This is a genomic window from Beutenbergia cavernae DSM 12333, from assembly GCF_000023105.1.
GTDB classification, from domain to species: Bacteria; Actinomycetota; Actinomycetes; order Actinomycetales; family Beutenbergiaceae; genus Beutenbergia; species Beutenbergia cavernae.
On the sequence record NC_012669.1, the window covers coordinates 850,655 to 868,813 of the forward strand.

Sequence of the window (18,159 nt, forward strand, 5' to 3'; positions counted from 1 at the left end):
GCGCGGCGGCGCCACCCCTCGGTCTCGGACCTACGGCGCCGGCCGTCGAGCCGCGAGCGTGATGGCGCCACCGCCCACCAGCAGCGCCGCGAGCAGGAGCAGCCACACGGAGTCCGACCCGGTCGGCGGGAGACCGGGGTCGAACGTGTTCGTCACGGTGATCACGGCCGGATCCGCGCCGGCTGCCGGCACGACCACCTGGCCCGGCTCGCCACCCTCGACCGTGGTGGAGATCGACGACGACGCCGCCCCGCCGTCGTCGGTCTCGGTCACCACGCACTCGGCATCGACCGGCAGGCCGTCGTACGTGGCCGGTTCACCTGGGCTCACGTCGCGGGTCGCCCCGCCCGGAACCTCGATCGCCGCATCCTGGAACGTGCACGCGAGGCTGACCTCGAACGACGTCGGCGCGGTCGCGGCCCCGGCTCCGTCCACGACCTTCTCCACGACGAGGGAGCCGACGTCGAACGTGTTCGTCACGGTGACCGCCGCCGGGTCGGCGTCAGCGCCCGGGACCACGACCTGGCCCGGCTGGCCACCCTCGACCGTGGTGGAGATCGACGACGACGCCGCCCCGGCATCGTCGGTCTCCGTCACCACGCACTCGGCACCGACCGGGAGCCCGTCGTAGGACGCCGGGGCGTCCGGGGTGACCTCACGGGTCGCCCCGCCCGGGACCTCGATCGGTGCGCCCTCGAACGTGCACGCGAGGCTCACCTCGAACGGGGCGACGACGAACGCCGCCCCGTCGCCGTCCACGACCTTCTCGACGACGATCGAGCCCAGGTCGTACGTGTTCGCCACCGTGATGACGATCGGGTCCGGGACGCCCGGCGTCTCGTCCGGGGTGACGATCACCGTCTCCGGATCGATCGTGACCGACGTCGCGCCGCCCTGGTCCGTCTCCGTGAGCGTGCACTCCGACCCGTCGAGCAGCCCGAAGTACGCGGCGGTCGCGGTGTCGTCGGCGTCGAGCTCCAGCTCTCGCGTCGGACCGCCCGGGATCGGGAGGGACTGACCCTCGAACGTGCACGCGAGGGAGACCTCGAACGGCCCCGTGGCGTACTGCGCGCCGTCCCCGGTCACGACCTTCTGCACCAGCAGCGGGTCGACAGCGAAGACGTTCCTGACGTTCACCGTGACGCTCGTGGGCTCGCCGTCCGAGGTCGGCGGGACGACGACGTCGACCGACGTGCCGTCCACCGGCTCGCCGCCGTCCACGGTCATCGTGGTCTCGGTCGCACCGGCGTCGTCCGTCTCGGTGACCGTGCACTCCGACCCGACCGGCAGGCCGTCGTACGTCACCGTCTCGCCCACCTCGATCACCCGGGTCGGACCGCCGGGGATCGTCAGCTCGACGTCCTCGTACGTGCACGCCACCGACACCTCGAACGGTCCGGGGCCGTAGATCGCGCCGAGCCCGGCGATGGCCTTGGTCACGTCGATCGAGCCGACGTCGAACGTGTTCGTGATGACGACCTGGACCGGCTCGTCGTCGCCGATCGTGACGGTGTCCGGCACGACGACGGCGCCGGTCGCCCCGCCGTCGTCCACCTCGGTGACCGTGCACACGGCTCCCGTGGGCACGTTCGCGATCTGCGCGTCGAGAGGTCCGGCACCGCCGAGCGTGACGGTGCTGTCGTAGACGACGCGCGGCTCGAGCGGCCCGTCGCCGTCGTCGTCGAACGTGCACTGGACGGCGATCGTGAACGGTCCGGCGCCCCACTCCTCGGCGCCGTCGCCGTCGACCACCTTCAGCAGGTCGAGGGCGCCGACGTCGAACACGTTCGTCACCGCGACGTCGGTGGTGGGCCCGCCGCCGGGCAGCGTGTCCGGGGTCAGCACCACCGTGGCCGACGTGCCGTCCGTGATGACCGGGTCCGCGCCGTCCTGCGTGACGGTGATGGACGTCGAGCTCGCTCCCGCCGTGTCGGACTCGGTGATGGTGCACTCCGCACCCGCGGGCAGACCCGTGAGGGCGACCGGGTCCGCGCCGTCCTCGAGCTCCACCAGCATCGGCCCGGGTGGCGCATAGCCGTCCGCGAAGACCTCGTCGCCGAGGAAGGTGCACTCGACCTCCGCCTCGAAGGGCCCGAACGGGATCGGGTCGCCGTTCTCGTCGACCGCGTCCGACTCGACGGTCTTCGACAGCTCCAGCCCGGCGAGCTGGTACACGTTGACGGCCTCGATCGTCGCGACGTCCGGCTCCTCGCCGATCGTGACCGTGCCCACGACGAGCTCCGTCTCGCCGTTGCTCCCGTCCTCCGTGATCGTGCACTCCGCGCCGTACGGCAGGTTCGGCACCGTCACGGGTTCGCCTGGCGTGACGGTGATCGGGATCGGATCCAGGACCGTCTCCACCGGCGTGCCGATGGCCGAGGTGCACTGGACGAACAGCTCGAACTCGTCCGGTGCGAAGTCCGCGCCCGGGCCGGTCACCAGCTTGTCCACCTGCAGCGAGCCGGTCGCCGTCGCGACGCCGACCTTCGTGCCCTCCGTGGGGAGCAGGTCGATGTCGCCCTGCGGCGACACGACCACCGCCGAGGCGGCAGCGGAGTTCCAGGCGATCGAGCGGTCCCCGGCCTCCGGCGCCGTGGCCGGCGTGCGCGTCGTGCCCTCGAACCCGATGAACTCGCCGGGCTGGAAGAGATCGTCCTCGGGGAACGTCACGATGAACCGGAGCGCCGTGATGGAGGCGACGAGCTCCGGTGTCTCGGCACCGGTGAACTCCACCCACCCGGCCACCGGGTCGTCGGGACACTGCGGGGCGTTGATCGGGTCGTTGAGGTCGTCCATGCAGTAGTCGTCCGACGTCGTGTACGCCGCGAGAATCTCCGCGCCGGGCGGTGCGTTGATCAGCGTGGGCGGCGGGTCGATCGTGAAGATCGGCGACCACTGCGACCCACGCGGCGAGTCGGCGAACGAGCCGGTGTCGCCGAGCGCGGGCCAGCGGTCGTAGACCACGACGCGGTCCATCGGCAGGTTGCCCACGTTGTCGACCCGGATCCGCCACGTCTCCAGCCCGCCCGGTGCGATCACCGGCGTGCACGGGTACGCGTAGAAGCCATCGGCGCCCGGGATGCACTCGACGTCCTGGATGGGCGCCGCCGGATCGACGAACACGTCGAGCTCGTCGTCGTTCGTCGCCTTGACGAACTTGGACTGGGCGAGGACGCCGGCCCCGATCGGCGTGATGTCGGCGTCGGCCTCGCACGCCCCGGTGGTCGGGTTCAGGCGCGCCTCGCAGCCGTCCCAGGGTCGGTCGCCCGTGACCGCGGCCGTGTTCTGCACGAGGGTCTGCGCGGGCAGGCCCACGCGGAACCGCACCATCACGGTGATCGTGTACGTCTGGCCCACCTCGAGGGCCGAGCCCGGCGGGAACGTGAACGCCAGGGCGTCGATGTCTCCTGTCACGTCAGCCGTGACGTCCGCCGGGTCCTCGGGCAGGTCGGGCGTGCTCGGGTCGGGATCGGCGGCACCCGAGAGCGCGTAGGCGAAGGGATCGGCGACGTCCGCGAGCCGGAGCTGGGCGCCGTCGGCGTCCGCAGGCATCGGGTCGTCCACGACGACCGGGTCCACGATCGGCCGGTTCCCGGTGTTCGTGATCGCGATGTTCATGGGGATGACGGCGCCGGGTGCCGCGGTGCCCCCGGACGGCACGCCGTTGAAGTCCTTGACGATCGCGACGGCGTTCGTGGCGTGGGCGTAGAGGATCTGCGCGTCGTCGGTGTCGTCGCCGCTCACCGGGACGAGGTCGCCCGTGTCCGGGTCGACCACGAGGTCCGCACCGGTGACCGTGCCGTCCACCGAGTTGCTCGTGACGCCGGGCGCCGTCTCACCCGGCCCCGGCGGGTTGGCCTCGAGGTCCGGCAGCACCGGACCGCCGGTGCGCATGTCGTCGCGCCGCAGGATCTGGATCGGGACCGCCTGCGTCGGCGTCGCCGGGTTCTCCCAGATCGACCCGTCCGTCCGGCTGAACGTGAACCGCAGCCCCTGGACGTCCTCCGGGGCCACCCCGGCGGGCAGAGCGAACGTGCCCGACGGCGTGCCGGTCACCCAGCCGCCCCCGGTGACGACGACGCCGCCCGGGCCGGCCGTGAACGTGCCGCCGGTGTACGCGTCCACCTGGACCTGCTGGATCGGCGCCACGAGGGCCGCGCTCGGGTCGAACGCCACGAAGTCGTAGGAGTTCCAGAACTGCGGGTCGTCGTCCGTCAGCACCATCTCGACGGCGCGGGACGGGCCGAGCGGCTGGCCCGTGAGCGTCATGACGACCGGCGCGTCGTCCGCCCCGCCCTGCCCGTGGTTCGGCTCGACGATCGTGTCCGGCGTGAACGACTTGCCGACCTCGATCGCGATGGCGGCGTCCTGCAGCACCATCTCGGCGTCGTCGTAGGCGAGCCGGACGTCCGACCCGGGGACGCCGCCCGGGTCGTCGATCGTCGCGACCGCGCCGTCGGGGACCGGACTGTCTCCGGCGACGGTGATCGGGTCACCGGTGTAGCGGTCGAGCTCGCGCAGCTGGAGCGTCAGGTCCAGCACGCCGGACGCACCTGCCTCGACCAGGCCGTCGAACGCGACCTCGATGCCGACGACGTCGACCAGGTCGCTCGCGGCCAGTGCCTCGGCCTCCGCCTCCGTGAACGTGGCGGTGGTGTCGTCGTCGTAGTGCAGCGTGACGGTCGTCGTGTCGGTCCCGGCCGGCGGCGTGATGTCGATCGCGGTGAGGGTGAACGCGTCGAACGGCTTCGTCCCGTCGGCCGTCTGCACGTCACCCGAGTCGGGGACGCCCGGCTCGACCAGGCGCAGCTGGTCCACCTTGGCCGCCGACTCGTTCGTCCCGGTGATGACCACGTCGGTGCTCGGGTAGAACTCCGCCGGGGTGTCCGACGGCGGAACCGAGATCGGCCCGCCCGTCCAGTCCTTCGCCACCCCGACGTTGAGCGGCTGGTCGATGATCAGCACGTTGTCGTCGTCGTCGGCGATGAAGTCCTCACCGTCGAAGGTGGCCGTCCCGCGGGCGGTGTCGTTGACGAGGCCGGGGTCGTCCGTGTTGTAGATGGTCCCGTTCGTCGAGCCGAGCGCCGGGGTGCCGTCGCTGCGCTTGAAGTCCCGGACCTGGAAGGTCAGGTTGAGGTGGCGGCCGTCCGCCGCCGTCGACCTCGCGACACCCTCGCCCGGCTGCGGTGCGAGCGGGTCGTCGGTGGTCCGCGACGGGGACTCCGTGTAGGTGAGCCGGACCGACGTCGCCGCCTCCTGCTCGTCCGCGGTCAGGGTGTAGCCCGGGAACGATCCGTCGCAGGGGCACGGGTCGCCCGAGGCGGGCACCCAGGCGCCGCCGATGAACAGCTCGACGCCCGTCACCTGGTCGTAGGCGATGAGCGGGTCGACCGAGGCGTCGATCGGACCGACCGACACCAGGTTGAACGCGTCGTAGAAGGAGTCGGCGATGTCCGTCGTCTCCGGCGCCGCGATGTCGGAGATGACCATCGGGTCCACGCCCGTGAAGCCACCGGTGGACCAGGTGATCTGTGCCGTCACCTGGCCGTCGGAGCGCGCCAGGACGCTGACCGGCGGGTCGCCGAGGAACGACTTCTCGATGAAGTCGCCCGGGCCGTCGCCGTCGACGGGGAAGGGATCGACGGTGGCGCAGCCCTCGGCAGGGGGCGTCGGCGGCACGGTGGCCGACGATGCGCTCGAGGCGCCGCAGTTCTCCAGCGGGTCGTCCCAACCTTCTGGACCCGTGAACTCGGCGGTGAAGTTCGGCTGGAACTGGGTGCCCGGGGGGAACCCGTCGCCGGTGGAGTCGTAGACGAACTGCACGCCCTGGGCGCCGTCGGGCAGGTCACAGCTCACCGTGGCCGGCCCGGTGAACGGACCGCAGCCCGGGGCGGGTTCCCAGGAGTCGCCGTCCCAGTAGTTGATCGTGAGCGTCGAGTTCGCCGGGACGTCGGTGGTCCTCACGGACGTCGCGCTGAAGTGGTCCCAGAACGCGTCCGGGTTCTCCGGGTCGGTCGGGTCGGAGATGACGACCTGGTCCGCGTTCGTCGTCGAACCGTCCGGGCCGAACGGCAGGAGCTCGCTCGGAAGCTGCACGATGACGCTCTGCCCGGGCACGGCCGGGATCTCCGACGGCGAGATGAGCTTGCCCGTGTCCGTCGCCAGCCGGTCGACGAGTGTCACGAGGTCGTCCGACGCCGTCGCCGGGTCGGTGCTCGGGACCTCCGCCTCGATCGTGTTGGTGTGGGTGACGTCCTCGATCGCCTGGTCGGGGTCGGTGTCGGCCGTGAACGGGATCGACGCCTCGCCGCCCGTGACGATGGACCCGGTGAACTCGACGGAGAAGCCCTCGACGTCGCAGCCGGCCGGCGGGTTCGGCAGCGTGCCCGGCGTCGTCGTGGACTCGCTCGGCGTGGACCCGTCGGCGCAGCTGAACGTCACCGTCGCGGACGTCGCGTCTGCCGGCCACGTCACGCCCGTGCCGTCACCTGTGGGGCCGAACCCGGTGAAGGTCAGCGGGTCGTCGCCGGTGAACGGGCTGTCGGTGCCAGGTGCCGGCTCCGTGATCGTGAGCGAGTCCACCGGCGTGCCGGTGTTCGTCGCGCCGATCGTGACGGTGGTCGGGTCACCAGCGCTCACGGTGTCGGGGTCAAAGCTCTTCGACGCCGTCACGCTGGTGTCCGGCGGCGTGACCACATACGTGTCGCTCGCCGTCGTCTCCTCCGACTGGCCCTCGGCGTGCGTCACGAAGGACGACGTGTCGTTCGTGATCGTCGTCGGGTCGGTGAGGTCGGCGACGGCGTCGCTCTGCTCGACATTCACGGGGACCGTCGCGGTGGCCCCGGGCTGGATGTCGCCGCTGAACGTGTAGCGGACGCCCTGGACGGACGCGGGGTCGACGCTCGCGTCGAGCGGCTCCCAGGAGTCGCCGTCCCAGTACTCCTGCGTCACGGTCGTCGCGTTCGGCGGCATCGTGATGTCGCCGGTGCTCGTGTACTGCAGGTAGGTGAACGGGTTCGGGACGGCGGTCGGGTCCACCGGGTCCTGGATCACGAGCGTGTCCACCGGGTCGTTGGACGTGTTCGTCGAGCCGATCGTCATCGTCGCCGGCGTCCCCGGAGCGGCGAGCGCGCCCTCGGGTTCGATCGTCTTGGTGGTCTCGGAGTCCAGCACGAGCTCGACCACCGGGATCACGTCGTCCGACGCGGACTGCTCCGGTGCGTTGTCCGCGACGACCGTTGCGGTGTTCGTGATCGGGACGCCGTTCTCGCTGTACGGGAGGTCGGGGTCCACGATCGCCGTGATGACGATCTGGGCCTGGGCACCGTTCGGCACGGACGGGTTGGTGTAGGTCACCGTGTCGGTGTCCGTGTCGACGTCGAGCGCTCCGCCCGGCAGCTGCGTCTGGTCCGAGGCGCTGACGAGCTCGAGGTTCTCCGGGAGCGGGTCCGTGAGCACGGCGTTGGTGCACGGATCCTGGTTCGGGTCCGAGCACGAGATCGTCACGACCCACTGGATCTGCTGACCGGGTTCGTACGGCCCGGTGCTGATCTCCTGCTTGCTGATGCCCCACGTCGCGGCGGATGCGCTCAGCGCCGGGACGAGAGCGATGGGCAGCGCGAGCGCGGACGCCGCGAGGAGGGACCACGCGCGGCGCGCCGCGCGACGTCGACGCTCCCGGTGCGCCCGTCCCGCCCGCGTGCTCTCGCCGAACCGGCTCCGGAGTCCCCGAGTCATCAACTGACCTCCACCGTCACGCCTCGCGCCATGCGTTCCCGAGCCCCTTCAGACCGCGGCTCGAGCCTCCCACAGGGCGCACGGCGCGTCACCCGGAGGCAGAACCCCACCGGGAGGTCGCGGCGGCCACCGTTCGCGGCGTGATCACTGGGGTGGCGGGGTCGCCGCCCCGAGGGTGAGCTGCGCCCGGTGGAAGGCGTAGTGCACCGTGGCGTAGTGGTAGACCTCCGGCGGGGTCATCGAGTCGTCGAAGAACGGGTCCCAGCGCACCGGAAAGTGCATGTGCCGCGCCATCGACGCGGCGGTCTCCGCGGCGAGCCTCTGGTGGAGCCGGTCGAGGGTGCGGTCGAGCTGCCTGGTCAGGCGCGGTCCGTGGAACACGAGCGCACCGCCGCAGGAGCCGAGGTAGTTGACGGCGTGGAACGGGCGGGCGGCCGCGTTCAGCGTGGCGGCGAACGCTCGGCTGTAGGCCTCCGGGAGGCGCCCGAACGTGTGCACCAGTGGCAGCAGTCGGAGGACCACCATGTAGCCGAACACCATGTGGAAGAGCATCTGCTGGTTGGTCCACCGCGTGCCTGCGGTGCGGAGCCGAAGCTCGGCCGTGGTGGCGTTCCGGACGAGGCCGCGCAGGTCGGCACGGACCCGTTCCAGCTCCGCGTGGATCGCGCGCGTGTCAGGTGCGCCCACGCCTCAGTATCGCCGGCGTGCGGCTCAGCCGGCGAGCGCGGTCAGGCGCCCCGCGAGATCTGCGCGTCGACGCCGTCCGGAATGGTGGTGCCGTACGCCTCGCCCGTCACGAGGTAGGCGATGCGCCGCGCGACGGACACGCCGTGGTCGCCGAACCGCTCGTAGTAGCGGCCCAGGAGGGTGACGTCGACGACCTGCTGTGCGTCGAGCGGCCGGGCGTTCTCCCGCGGCGCGAGCATGAGCCGGAACGTCTCGCGGTGCAGGGCGTCGAGCTGGTCGTCGTCGGCCTCGATCGTGGCCGCGAGCGCGAGGTCGCGACCCTCGAGGAGCCGGACGACGTCGCGCGCCACGGTGTTCGAGGCGTCGGCGATCCTCCGGAAGACGTCGGTGAACGACTCCGGGACGGCGAGCTCCGGGTAGCGCCCGCGGGCGACCTGGGCGACGTGCCGCGCGAGGTCGCCCATCCGCTCGAGCGTGGCGGACAGGCGCAGCGCGGAGACCACCACACGCAGGTCCGTCGCGACGGGCTGCTGCCTCGCCAGGAGCGTGACGCACTGCTCGTCGAGGCTCTGCTCGAGCTGGTCGACCGTCCGGTCGTCGTCGATGACCCGCTCCGCCAGGCGCAGGTCGCCCGTCGCGAGCGCGATCGAGGCGTGCTCCATCGCGGTCTGGACATGCCTGGCCATGAGGACCAGGTCGTCGCCGACCTGCTCCAGCTCCTGCCGGAAGATCTCCCGCACGTGCGTCCCTCCTTGTCCGTGGGCGCGCGGCGAAGGCAGCGCCGTTTCCCACGTGCACGCGACACCGTCTCATCCCCAGGTGAACGGGCGGTGCCGCCCGGATGAACATCGCCCGGGCCCGGCGCCGTGGCCGGTTCTGCCTGCGGTGGCGCGGTTTCGCGCGTCTACGCTGGTGGTGTGCCCGAAGTCTCGTCGATCGCCCCGGTGGGAGTCATCGTCCTGCTGGCGATCGTCGCCGGCCTGGTGGCGTTCCGGCTCAGCGAGCGCTCGCAGCGCCGCACCTCGCCGGACCAGGCGCCGGCTCTGCCGGTCGACGACGACATGGCCGGCGTCCTCGCCGCGCTGCGGTCGACGACCATCCTGCTGGCCGCCGACGACGAGGTGCTGCGCGCGTCCGCGTCGGCGCACGCGTTGGGCCTGCTGCGCCACGGCCGCCTGACCCACGCCTCGATCGCCGACCTCGTCGCCGAGGCACGCCGGGAGGGCGGGGTGCGCGAGGTCGCGATGACGGTGCCGCGCGGACCGGGCATCGGCTCCGGTCACCTGTCGCTCGACGTCCGGGTCGCGGCACTGTCCGGGTCGCGCGTGCTCGTGCTGGCCGACGACCGGACGGCGGCCCGCCGCCTCGACGAGGTGCGACGCGACTTCGTGGCGAACGTCTCGCACGAGCTCAAGACGCCGGTCGGCGCGATCGCGCTGCTCGCCGAGACGATCGGCGACGCGGCCGGCGACCCCGACGCCGTGCGCCGGTTCAGCGAGCAGATGGGCCGCGAGTCACGGCGGCTGTCGGAGCTCGTGCAGGACATCATCGACCTGTCCCGGCTGCAGGAGCCCGACGCGCTGCTCAACTCGGCGGCCGTCGACCTCGACGCCGTCGTCGCGGAGTCCGTCGATCGCGCGCGCGTCGAGGCACGGGCACGCGACGTGGGGATCGCCGTCGGGGGCCGGCAGGGCCTGAAGGTCTTCGGGGACCACGCCCTGCTGGTGACGGCGCTGCGGAACCTCCTCGACAACGCGTTGCGGTACTCCGATCGCGGCACGCGCGTCTCGATCGGCGTGGACACCGCCGACGACGGCATGGTGGAGATCGCCGTCGTCGACCAGGGCGTGGGGATCTCCGCGGACGAGCTGCCGCGCGTGTTCGAGCGCTTCTACCGGATCGACCCCGCACGCTCCCGCGAGACGGGTGGCACGGGGCTCGGCCTCAGCATCGTGAAGCACGTGGCGGCGGACCACGGGGGCGAGGTGCGGGTGTGGTCGACGCCGGGCCGCGGGTCGACGTTCACGCTGCGGATCCCGGTCGCCGACCGACCTCCGGGCGAAGGCCCGGGCGACGAACCTCCGGACGAGGTCCGGATCATTCCCCGGTGAAGCACCGGAACCGACGAAAGGCACAGGCGTGAGCAGAATCCTGCTCGTCGAGGACGAGGAGTCCTATCGCGAGCCGCTGGGCTACCAGCTGGAACGCGACGGGTTCGACGTCGAGGCGGTCGCGACAGGCCCGGAGGCGCTGGACGCCTTCGACCGGTCGGGTGCCGACCTCGTGCTGCTGGACCTCATGCTGCCGGGGCTGTCCGGCACGGAGGTGTGCCGTGAGCTGCGGCGGCGTGGCGACGTCCCGGTGATCATGCTGACGGCCAAGGACTCCGAGATCGACAAGGTGGTGGGGCTCGAGCTCGGCGCCGACGACTACGTGACGAAGCCGTACTCCTACCGCGAGCTGCTCGCGCGGGTCCGGGCGGTGCTGCGCCGGCGCGGCGCGGGGGCCGACGGCGGTGGGCACCTGGAGGACGACGACGCCGTGCTCGTCGCCGGGCGCGTGCGGATGGACACGGACCGGCACGAGGTGCGCGTCGACGGCGAGCTCGTGCCCGTCCCGCTGCGCGAGTTCGAGCTGCTGGAGATGTTCCTGCGCAACCCGGACCGGGTGCTCACGCGCGGGCAGCTCATCGACCGGATCTGGGGGTCGAACTACGTGGGCGACACGAAGACGCTCGACGTCCACGTCAAGAGGCTCCGGGCGAAGATCGAGGCCGACCCGTCCATCCCGCAGATGCTCGTGACCGTGCGCGGGCTGGGCTACAAGCTGGTCGCCGGCTGACGCCGGCGGCCCGAGTCGGCTCGGTCAGCCCGCGGGGAGCAGGTCCGCGTACTCGGGCAGGGTGCCGTCGAGCACGGGGACCGCGACGGTGACGGCGCCGTCCTCCGGCGTCTCGAAGCCGAGGTCGGTGACTGCCCCGGGCGGCGCCGGGACGGCCGGGATGTCGATCTGCGGACCGGACTCGGTACCGATCGTGACCGTCTCGCCGGCGTCCACACGGACGATCGTCAGGGCCACGCCGTCGAGGCTGACCGTCACGGAACGCGGCCCGTCGGTGCGGTTCGTCAGAGCGCCGATGACGACGCCCGGCTCGCCCTCCGCCTCGCTGACCACGAGCACGTTCTCCCCGGTGACCGCCGGGGAGGCGTCGTCGCCCAGGCTGACGAGGACGCCGTCGCTCGCCGCGTACTGCTCGTTCGTGGTGATGGGGGAGCAGGCGACGAGCGCTGCCGCCGCCACCAGCGCGATGGCGCCGGTGGCGATGCGGGCGCGGGAGCTGCGGGCCACTGGGGCATCTCCTCAGGGGTCGGGGGCGGACGCGCCGCCAGCCTACCGGGCAGCGTCGGGGATCGTGGTCCCTGCGGCCGAGTGCCGTCCGGTGCCGCCGTGACCTGCGCAAATGCTGCTTGCTCTCGTCAAGTGTGAAGATTCTGCGTGCTAGAATGGTGCGTCGCGAAAGGGGAGTGCCTCCAACATGACGTTCAATGTCGGCGAGACGGTCGTCTACCCGCACCACGGTGCAGCCCTCATCGAAGAGATCTCCACCAGGGTCATCCGAGGAGAAGAAAAGCTCTACCTGCGGCTCAGGGTCGCGCAGGGTGATCTGACGATCGAGGTGCCCGCCGAGAACGTCGATCTCGTCGGCGTGCGCGACGTCGTCGGGAAGGAAGGCCTCGACAAGGTGTTCGAGGTGCTTCGGGCCCCGTACACCGAGGAGCCCACCAACTGGTCGCGGCGGTACAAGGCGAACGTCGAGAAGATCGCGTCAGGTGACGTGATCAAGGTCGCGGAGGTCGTGCGCGACCTGTCGCGGCGGGACCAGGACCGCGGGCTGTCCGCCGGGGAGAAGCGCATGCTCGCCCGGGCGCGCCAGATCCTCGTCTCGGAGCTCGCGCTCGCGGAGAAGACCGAGGAGGACCGGGCCGAGGCGATCCTCGACGAGGTCCTCGCCTCCTGACGGCGTCCGAGCCAGGGGCGTGAGCGCCGGTCCGACCGCGGCGATCCTTGTCGCCGCGGGTGCGGGCACCAGGCTCGGCACCGCTGTCCCGAAGGCGCTCGTGTCCCTCGCGGGTACGCCGCTGCTGCTCCACGCCCTGCGTCGGCTCGAGCACGTCGACGGCCTGACGCAGATCGTCGTCGCCGTCCCGCCCGCTCATCGCGGCGTCGTCCGCGATCTCCTGCTCGCCGCCACCCCGTGCGCCGTCCCGGTGGAGCTGGTCGACGGCGGAGCGACGCGGCAGGCCTCCGTGGCCGCCGCTCTCGCCGTCCTCGATCCCGAGGCCGACGTCGTGCTCGTCCACGACGCGGCTCGCGCCCTCGCCCCGACCTCGCTCGCCGAGCGCGTGGCGACGAGCGTGCGTGCCGGCCACGCCGCCGTCGTTCCTGGGCTGCCCGTCACCGACACGATCAAGCGCGTCGCACCGCCGTCGGGCGAGGAGGAGGCGGTCCTGGTGGTCGACACCGTCGACAGGGCGGAGCTGCGCGCCGTGCAGACACCGCAGGGTTTCGCGCGAGGGGCGCTCGTGCGCGCCCACGAGGTGGGAGCCGCCCGTGCCGTCGACGAGGGCGCGGCGGCGACCGACGACGCCGGCCTCGTCGAGGCGCTCGGCGAGCACGTGTGGATGGTGCCGGGTGAGGAGCTCGCCATGAAGATCACGACGGCACGCGACCTGGAGGTCGCCGCCCTGCTGCTGGCGGAGGCGTCGTGAGCCTCCCGCGCACCGGGATCGGGCTCGACGTGCACGCGTTCGCTGCCTCAGGCACGGGTCTGTGGCTCGCGGGGCTCCACTGGCCGGACGAACCCGCCCTCGAGGGTCACTCGGACGGCGACGTCGCCGCCCACGCCGCGTGCGACGCGCTGCTCTCCGCGGCCGGGCTCGGCGACCTCGGGTCCAACTTCGGCACCGCGCGGCCGGAGTGGGCCGGTGCCGCGGGGGTCGCGCTCCTGAGCGAGGCGGCCGCCCGGGTGCGGGCCGCCGGGTTCGTGCCGGGCAACGTCGCCGTCCAGGTGATCGGGACGCGGCCGAAGGTCGGGTCACGGCGGGCCGAGGCGGAGGCGGCGCTCGCGGAGGCGGCCGGCTGCCCCGTCTCGGTGAGCGCGACCACGACTGACGGCCTCGGGTTCACGGGCCGCGGCGAGGGGCTCGCGGCGATCGCGACGGCGCTGGTGCTGCCCGCCGGCTGACGCCGTCCCCGACGTCTTCGCTGCCGCGAGGCGCGCGGGCTGCCCTCCGGCTGACGCTCTCCTGCCGACCTCGAGCGAGATGCGGTCAGTCGGCGATCAGGCGCTCGAGCAGGCCGCGCAGCGTCGCGCGGTCGGGGTCGGAGAGCGGTGCCAGGAACTCCTCCGCGCTGGCCTGGCGGGCAGCCTCGACGGCGTCGTGCACGCGTCGTCCCTCCTGTGTCGCCGTCACGACGACGGCCCGTCGGTCCGACGGGCTCGGCTCGCGCCGGACGAGCCCGCGCTGCGCGAGCGCGTCCACGACCTCCGTCGCGGAGCGCGGCGCGATCCGCAGCGCGGCGGCGATGTCCGCGAGCCGGGGCGCGTCGTCGTCGTCGCGGGAGCACACCACCCGCAACGCGCGGGACGTGTGCGGGGCGAGGCCCCAGGGCTCCAGCGCGGCGCCCCAGCGCCGACGCATCGCGCGGGTCGCCGCGAGCAGCAGGTCGCCGAGCGGGGCGTCGGCCGCCGCACCGCCGCTGCTCGTGGCCGCCCCGCCGGTCGGGGCCGGCGGCTCGCCGCCGCCCGCAGCGCTCGCCGGCGCCGACGTCGCCCCGGCCGTCCGGCGCCGATCCCTCATGTGCTGAGGGTACCTCTTGACTTGCAACCTCATAGTGAGGTAACCTCAGCACATGACTTCCAGACCATGAATCGAGGTGATGTCCATGAGTGACGTCATCAACCCCTCGCTCGAGCGGGGCCGCGGCGACGGCTCGTCTCGGGGCGGCCGGATGGACTCCGGCGCACGCACGGACCCGAAGGACCTCGCCCAGCTGGAGGCGCACCCCGTCTCGCTGGCGCGCATCACGGGCCTGTTCCGTCCCTACGCAGGCAGGCTCGGCGTCGTCGTCGGCCTCATCGTCGCGTCCTCCCTCGCCGGGCTCGCGACCCCGTTCCTCACCCGCCATCTCATCGACGACGCCATCCCGCGGCAGGACGTGAGGCTCCTCCTCGTGCTCGTCGGCGCGATGCTGGCGGTCACCGTGGTGACGTCGGTGCTGGGCGTGCTGCAGACGTGGCTCGCGACGACGGTCGGCCAGCGCGTGATGCACGGCCTGCGCACCGGCGTCTTCGCCCACCTGCAGCGCCAGTCGATGAGCTTCTTCACGCGGACCCGCGGCGGCGAGGTCACGTCGCGCCTCACGCACGACATCGGCGCGATGCAGAACGTCGTGACGTCGACGGCGACGTCGATCGCCGCGAACGTCACCACCGCCGTCGGGACGGCGATCGCGATGGTCGCGCTGAGCTGGCGGCTGGCGCTGCTGTCGCTCGTCGTCCTGCCCCCGGCCATCTGGGTCACGCGCAAGGTCGCGCGGATGCGACGCGAGGTCACGGCGCGGCGCCAGGGTGCGCTCGCGGACCTGCAGTCGCAGATCGACGAGTCGCTGTCGGTGAGCGGCGTGCTGCTCAGCAAGACTCTCGGCGCCGGTCCGGCCCTGTCCACGCGGTTCACCGACACGTCCGGCCGCCTGCTCGAGCTCGAGGTCGCCTCGCAGCTCGCGGGTCGCTGGCGCATGGCCACGCTCAACCTCGTGTTCGCGGCGATCCCGGCGCTCATCTACCTCGCGGCGGGCCTGCTGGCCACGTCCGGCGGGATGACCATCGGGACGCTCGTCGCCTTCACCGCCCTGCAGGCCGGCCTGTTCCGGCCCCTCATGGGCGTGCTCGGCGTCGGCGTCCAGGTGACGAGCTCGATGGCGCTGTTCAGCCGCGTCTTCGAGTACCTCGACCTCGTGGTCGAGGTCGACGAGCCGGCGCGGCCGGCCGACGTCGACCCGCGCGCCGTGCGTGGCACCGTCCGGCTCGACGGCGTCTCGTTCCGCTACGCCGACGCCGATGTCGACGCGCTCAGCGGCGTCGACCTCGAGGTCCCGGCCGGGTCCCACCTCGCGCTCGTCGGGGAGACGGGCTCCGGGAAGAGCACGCTCGCCTCCCTGGTGGCGCTGCTGCACGACCCGACGTCGGGCCGCCTCACGATCGACGGCGTCGACCTGCGCGACCTCCGCCTGGAGACGCTCGCGGGCCTGGTCGGCGTCGTGTCGCAGGAGACGTACCTGTGGCACACGACGGTCCGGGAGAACCTCCGCTTCGCCCGTCCCGACGCCACGGACGCGGAGATCGAGGACGCTGCGCGCGCCGCGCAGATCCACGACCTCATCGCGTCGTTGCCCCTCGGGTACGAGACGGTCGTGGGAGCCCGTGGGCACCGGTTCTCCGGTGGCGAGAAGCAGCGGCTCGCGATCGCGCGGACCCTGCTGCGGGACCCGCGGGTCCTGGTGCTCGACGAGGCGACGAGCGCCCTCGACAACGCCACGGAGCATGCCGTGCAGACGGCGCTCGACGTCGTCAGCCGCGGCCGCACGACGATCACGATCGCGCACCGCCTCTCCACCGTGCGGGACGCGGACGCGATCGCCGTGCTGGACCACGGGCGGGTCGTCGAGCTCGGGACGCACGCCGAGCTCATGGCACGCGCGGGGCGGTACCACTCGCTCGTCGTCGGTCAGTTCTCAGCGGCGGACGACGACGGCGCCGCTCCCGTGGAGCGGGAGCTCGCCGTCGTCTCGTGACCGGGTCGGGCGATGTGGCCAGAGCCGGTCGGATCAGGCCAGGGTGCCGATCACGTCGACGATCAGGTGCACCGGGGCACTGGCGTAGACCTTGAACTGCCGCGCGGTGGAGATCCCGATCGGCTGAGCGTTCTCGCTCGCGGACCCGTCGCCCCGGTACGTGACGGCCGCCGTCGGGGGGAGCGGGCTCGAGGCGGGGTACACGCGCAGATGCCCGCTCCCGGTGCCGCCGATCGCTGTGAGGTTGGCGAGGATGCCGGTGACCCCGGACGCCGCGACGGAGACCGGGACCGTGAGCGTGCGGGTCGAGCCGGCCGCGAACCGGCCGCCGCTGCGGCGCGAGTCGTAGATCCGCACCGGGGAGGCGAGCAGGCCCGTCGACGAGCCCCCGCGGGTCATCCCCACCCGCACGCCGTTGACCTGGACGCTGCCGTCCACCGGCGTGAACAGACCGAGGTTGAGCTTCGTCGCCGTGGGATAGGGACCGTAGGCGGCGCTGGGGACGCTGCCGCGGGTCGCCGTGATGGCCGACCCGGTGGGGATGACGATGTCCCGCAGCGTGGCGAACAGGTTGCCGGTCCCGGCCGCCCAGAGACGAGCGAGGGCGTGGACGGTCGCCCCGGACGTGTTGCGGACGTACCACTCGATGTCGCGGACGAGCGCGCCGGCGGGGATGTCGACCGACGCCCACAGCATCCCCGGGGCGTTCGCCGTGTAGACGCCTACCCCGCCCCAGGCACGCTGCGACGTCGGGCTCTCAGGGGTGAAGTCGAACATCGACGCGACGGCGTAGCTGTAGCCGTTCTGCGGCGCCGACGCGATCGTTGACGTGATCGGTGACGCGAGCGGCGTGGCCGGGCCGTCGGTCGTGGTGCCCGCGTCGGGAGCCGTCGCCTCCCGCGGCGCTGCCAACGCGATGCCCGGCACGGCCGCGATGACGCCGGCCAGCGCCGTCGCGCCTGCCCCGAGGATGAGTCCGCGGCGTGCGAGCTCCACGCCCTCGTGCCCCGCGTCGTCCCCCGTCTGGTCGTGGCGCATGTCGCACCTCCTGGCCGGACGCCCGCCGTCGAGCGTCGTGCGCCCGTGACGCTAGAGCTCGGACGCCGTGCGCCACCACGGGGAAAACACTGCGGGGCCGCCTCTGAGAGCGCTCGTCCCTCCGGCGACAAACCGGTCGCGGACGGCTCGCACAGCGCCGCGGCGCCGCCGGACTCAGAAGAGCGCGGGTTCCAGGGCGCCTTCGAGCTCGAGGAGGAAGCGTTTGCGGTCGATCCCGCCGCCGTACCCGGTCAGTGATCCGTCGGCGCCGATGACGCGATGGCACGGGACGATGATCGACAACGGGTTCGAGCCGTTCGCGAGACCGACGGCGCGGGACGACCCGGGGTCACCCAGCGCGGCGGCGATGTCGCCGTAGCTGCGCGTCTCCCCGTACGGGATCTCGCGCAGGAGGTCCCACACCCGCAGCTGGAACGGCGTGCCAGCGGGGGCGAGCGGTACGTCGAACTCACGGCGCGTCCCGGAGAAGTACTCGGCGAGCTGCCGCATCGCCTCCCGGAGCACGGGCGGTGCGTCCTCCGGGTCGACCGCCAGAGCGCCGGACGAGCGGACCGCCGCCATGTCCTCCGAGGACGGCGAGAACCACACGGCCGTGAGTGCCTCCGCGCCGGTCAGCAGCAGCGGCCCGATCGGCGTCGGCACGAGCACGGCGTTCGTGGCGTGCCGCAACCCCGACGACGCCCGAGCGGCCGCACGCGCGGTGGTGGCCGCGTCGTCGTCGGGCCCGATCGTCAACGTCCGCGGGAACCGCACGGAAGTGCTCATGCACTGATCGTGCACCCTGCCACCGACATCGCCGCGCAGATCGGCGGGCACGCCGCG

General features: G+C 72.6%; 13 protein-coding genes. 6 read left to right on the plus strand and 7 right to left on the minus strand.

Annotated elements, in window-relative coordinates; translation table 11 throughout:
• Nucleotides 1-30: 30 nt before the first annotated feature.
• From BCAV_RS03845 to phoU, 3 genes are all read right to left on the minus strand, one after another.
• The gene (locus BCAV_RS03845) at nt 31-7,737 is read right to left on the minus strand and encodes a DUF5979 domain-containing protein (RefSeq protein WP_012725808.1); all 7,707 of its coding nucleotides are present in this window, start codon (nt 7,735-7,737) and stop codon (nt 31-33) included.
• Between the two features lie 144 nt (nt 7,738-7,881).
• On the minus strand, nt 7,882-8,424 hold the full coding sequence (locus BCAV_RS03850; protein WP_012725809.1) for a DinB family protein: 543 nt from the start codon (nt 8,422-8,424) through the stop codon (nt 7,882-7,884).
• Nucleotides 8,425-8,465: 41 nt separating this feature from the next.
• Nucleotides 8,466-9,164, minus strand: a complete 699-nt coding sequence (gene phoU, locus BCAV_RS03855; protein ID WP_012725810.1) for a phosphate signaling complex protein PhoU — start codon at nt 9,162-9,164, stop codon at nt 8,466-8,468.
• 177 nt (nt 9,165-9,341) lie between these two features.
• Here phoU and BCAV_RS03860 point away from each other — a divergent pair, with 177 nt between their 5' ends.
• Nucleotides 9,342-10,535, plus strand: coding sequence for a sensor histidine kinase (locus BCAV_RS03860; RefSeq protein ID WP_012725811.1), 1,194 nt, complete (start codon nt 9,342-9,344; stop codon nt 10,533-10,535).
• A 28-nt stretch (nt 10,536-10,563) separates the two neighbouring features.
• The gene (locus BCAV_RS03865) at nt 10,564-11,265 is read left to right on the plus strand and encodes a response regulator transcription factor (RefSeq protein WP_012725812.1); all 702 of its coding nucleotides are present in this window, start codon (nt 10,564-10,566) and stop codon (nt 11,263-11,265) included.
• Nucleotides 11,266-11,289: 24 nt separating this feature from the next.
• On the opposite strand, the gene BCAV_RS03870 is transcribed toward BCAV_RS03865, so the two are convergent.
• Nucleotides 11,290-11,772 (minus strand): hypothetical protein, encoded by a 483-nt coding sequence (locus BCAV_RS03870; protein ID WP_012725813.1) that lies wholly within the window; start codon nt 11,770-11,772, stop codon nt 11,290-11,292.
• Between the two features lie 187 nt (nt 11,773-11,959).
• Between BCAV_RS03870 and BCAV_RS03875 the strand changes: the two genes are divergently transcribed.
• Genes BCAV_RS03875 through ispF form a run of 3 tightly spaced genes read left to right on the plus strand, consistent with a single transcriptional unit; the run spans nt 11,960 to nt 13,669 of the window.
• Nucleotides 11,960-12,442 carry a CarD family transcriptional regulator gene (locus BCAV_RS03875; RefSeq protein WP_012725814.1) on the plus strand — a complete coding sequence of 161 codons (483 nt, stop codon included), beginning with the start codon at nt 11,960-11,962 and terminating at the stop codon, nt 12,440-12,442.
• A 19-nt stretch (nt 12,443-12,461) separates the two neighbouring features.
• On the plus strand, nt 12,462-13,193 hold the full coding sequence (ispD, locus tag BCAV_RS03880) for a 2-C-methyl-D-erythritol 4-phosphate cytidylyltransferase (protein ID WP_012725815.1): 732 nt from the start codon (nt 12,462-12,464) through the stop codon (nt 13,191-13,193).
• Nucleotides 13,190-13,669, plus strand: coding sequence for a 2-C-methyl-D-erythritol 2,4-cyclodiphosphate synthase (gene ispF / locus BCAV_RS03885; protein WP_012725816.1), 480 nt, complete (start codon nt 13,190-13,192; stop codon nt 13,667-13,669). Before ispD ends, ispF begins: the two co-directional genes overlap by 4 nt.
• An 85-nt stretch (nt 13,670-13,754) precedes the next feature.
• On the opposite strand, the gene BCAV_RS03890 is transcribed toward ispF, so the two are convergent.
• Nucleotides 13,755-14,285 (minus strand): MarR family winged helix-turn-helix transcriptional regulator, encoded by a 531-nt coding sequence (locus tag BCAV_RS03890; RefSeq protein ID WP_083769938.1) that lies wholly within the window; start codon nt 14,283-14,285, stop codon nt 13,755-13,757.
• Between the two features lie 85 nt (nt 14,286-14,370).
• On the opposite strand from BCAV_RS03890, the gene BCAV_RS03895 reads away from it, so the two are divergent.
• Nucleotides 14,371-16,278 carry an ABC transporter ATP-binding protein gene (locus BCAV_RS03895; protein ID WP_012725818.1) on the plus strand — a complete coding sequence of 636 codons (1,908 nt, stop codon included), beginning with the start codon at nt 14,371-14,373 and terminating at the stop codon, nt 16,276-16,278.
• A gap of 33 nt (nt 16,279-16,311) precedes the next feature.
• Here the strand turns inward: BCAV_RS03895 and BCAV_RS21385 are convergent, their stop codons facing one another.
• The gene (locus tag BCAV_RS21385) at nt 16,312-17,316 is read right to left on the minus strand and encodes a hypothetical protein (RefSeq protein WP_012725819.1); all 1,005 of its coding nucleotides are present in this window, start codon (nt 17,314-17,316) and stop codon (nt 16,312-16,314) included.
• Nucleotides 17,317-17,490: 174 nt separating this feature from the next.
• Nucleotides 17,491-18,102 (minus strand): methylated-DNA--[protein]-cysteine S-methyltransferase, encoded by a 612-nt coding sequence (locus tag BCAV_RS03905; protein WP_012725820.1) that lies wholly within the window; start codon nt 18,100-18,102, stop codon nt 17,491-17,493.
• Nucleotides 18,103-18,159 lie beyond the last annotated feature (57 nt).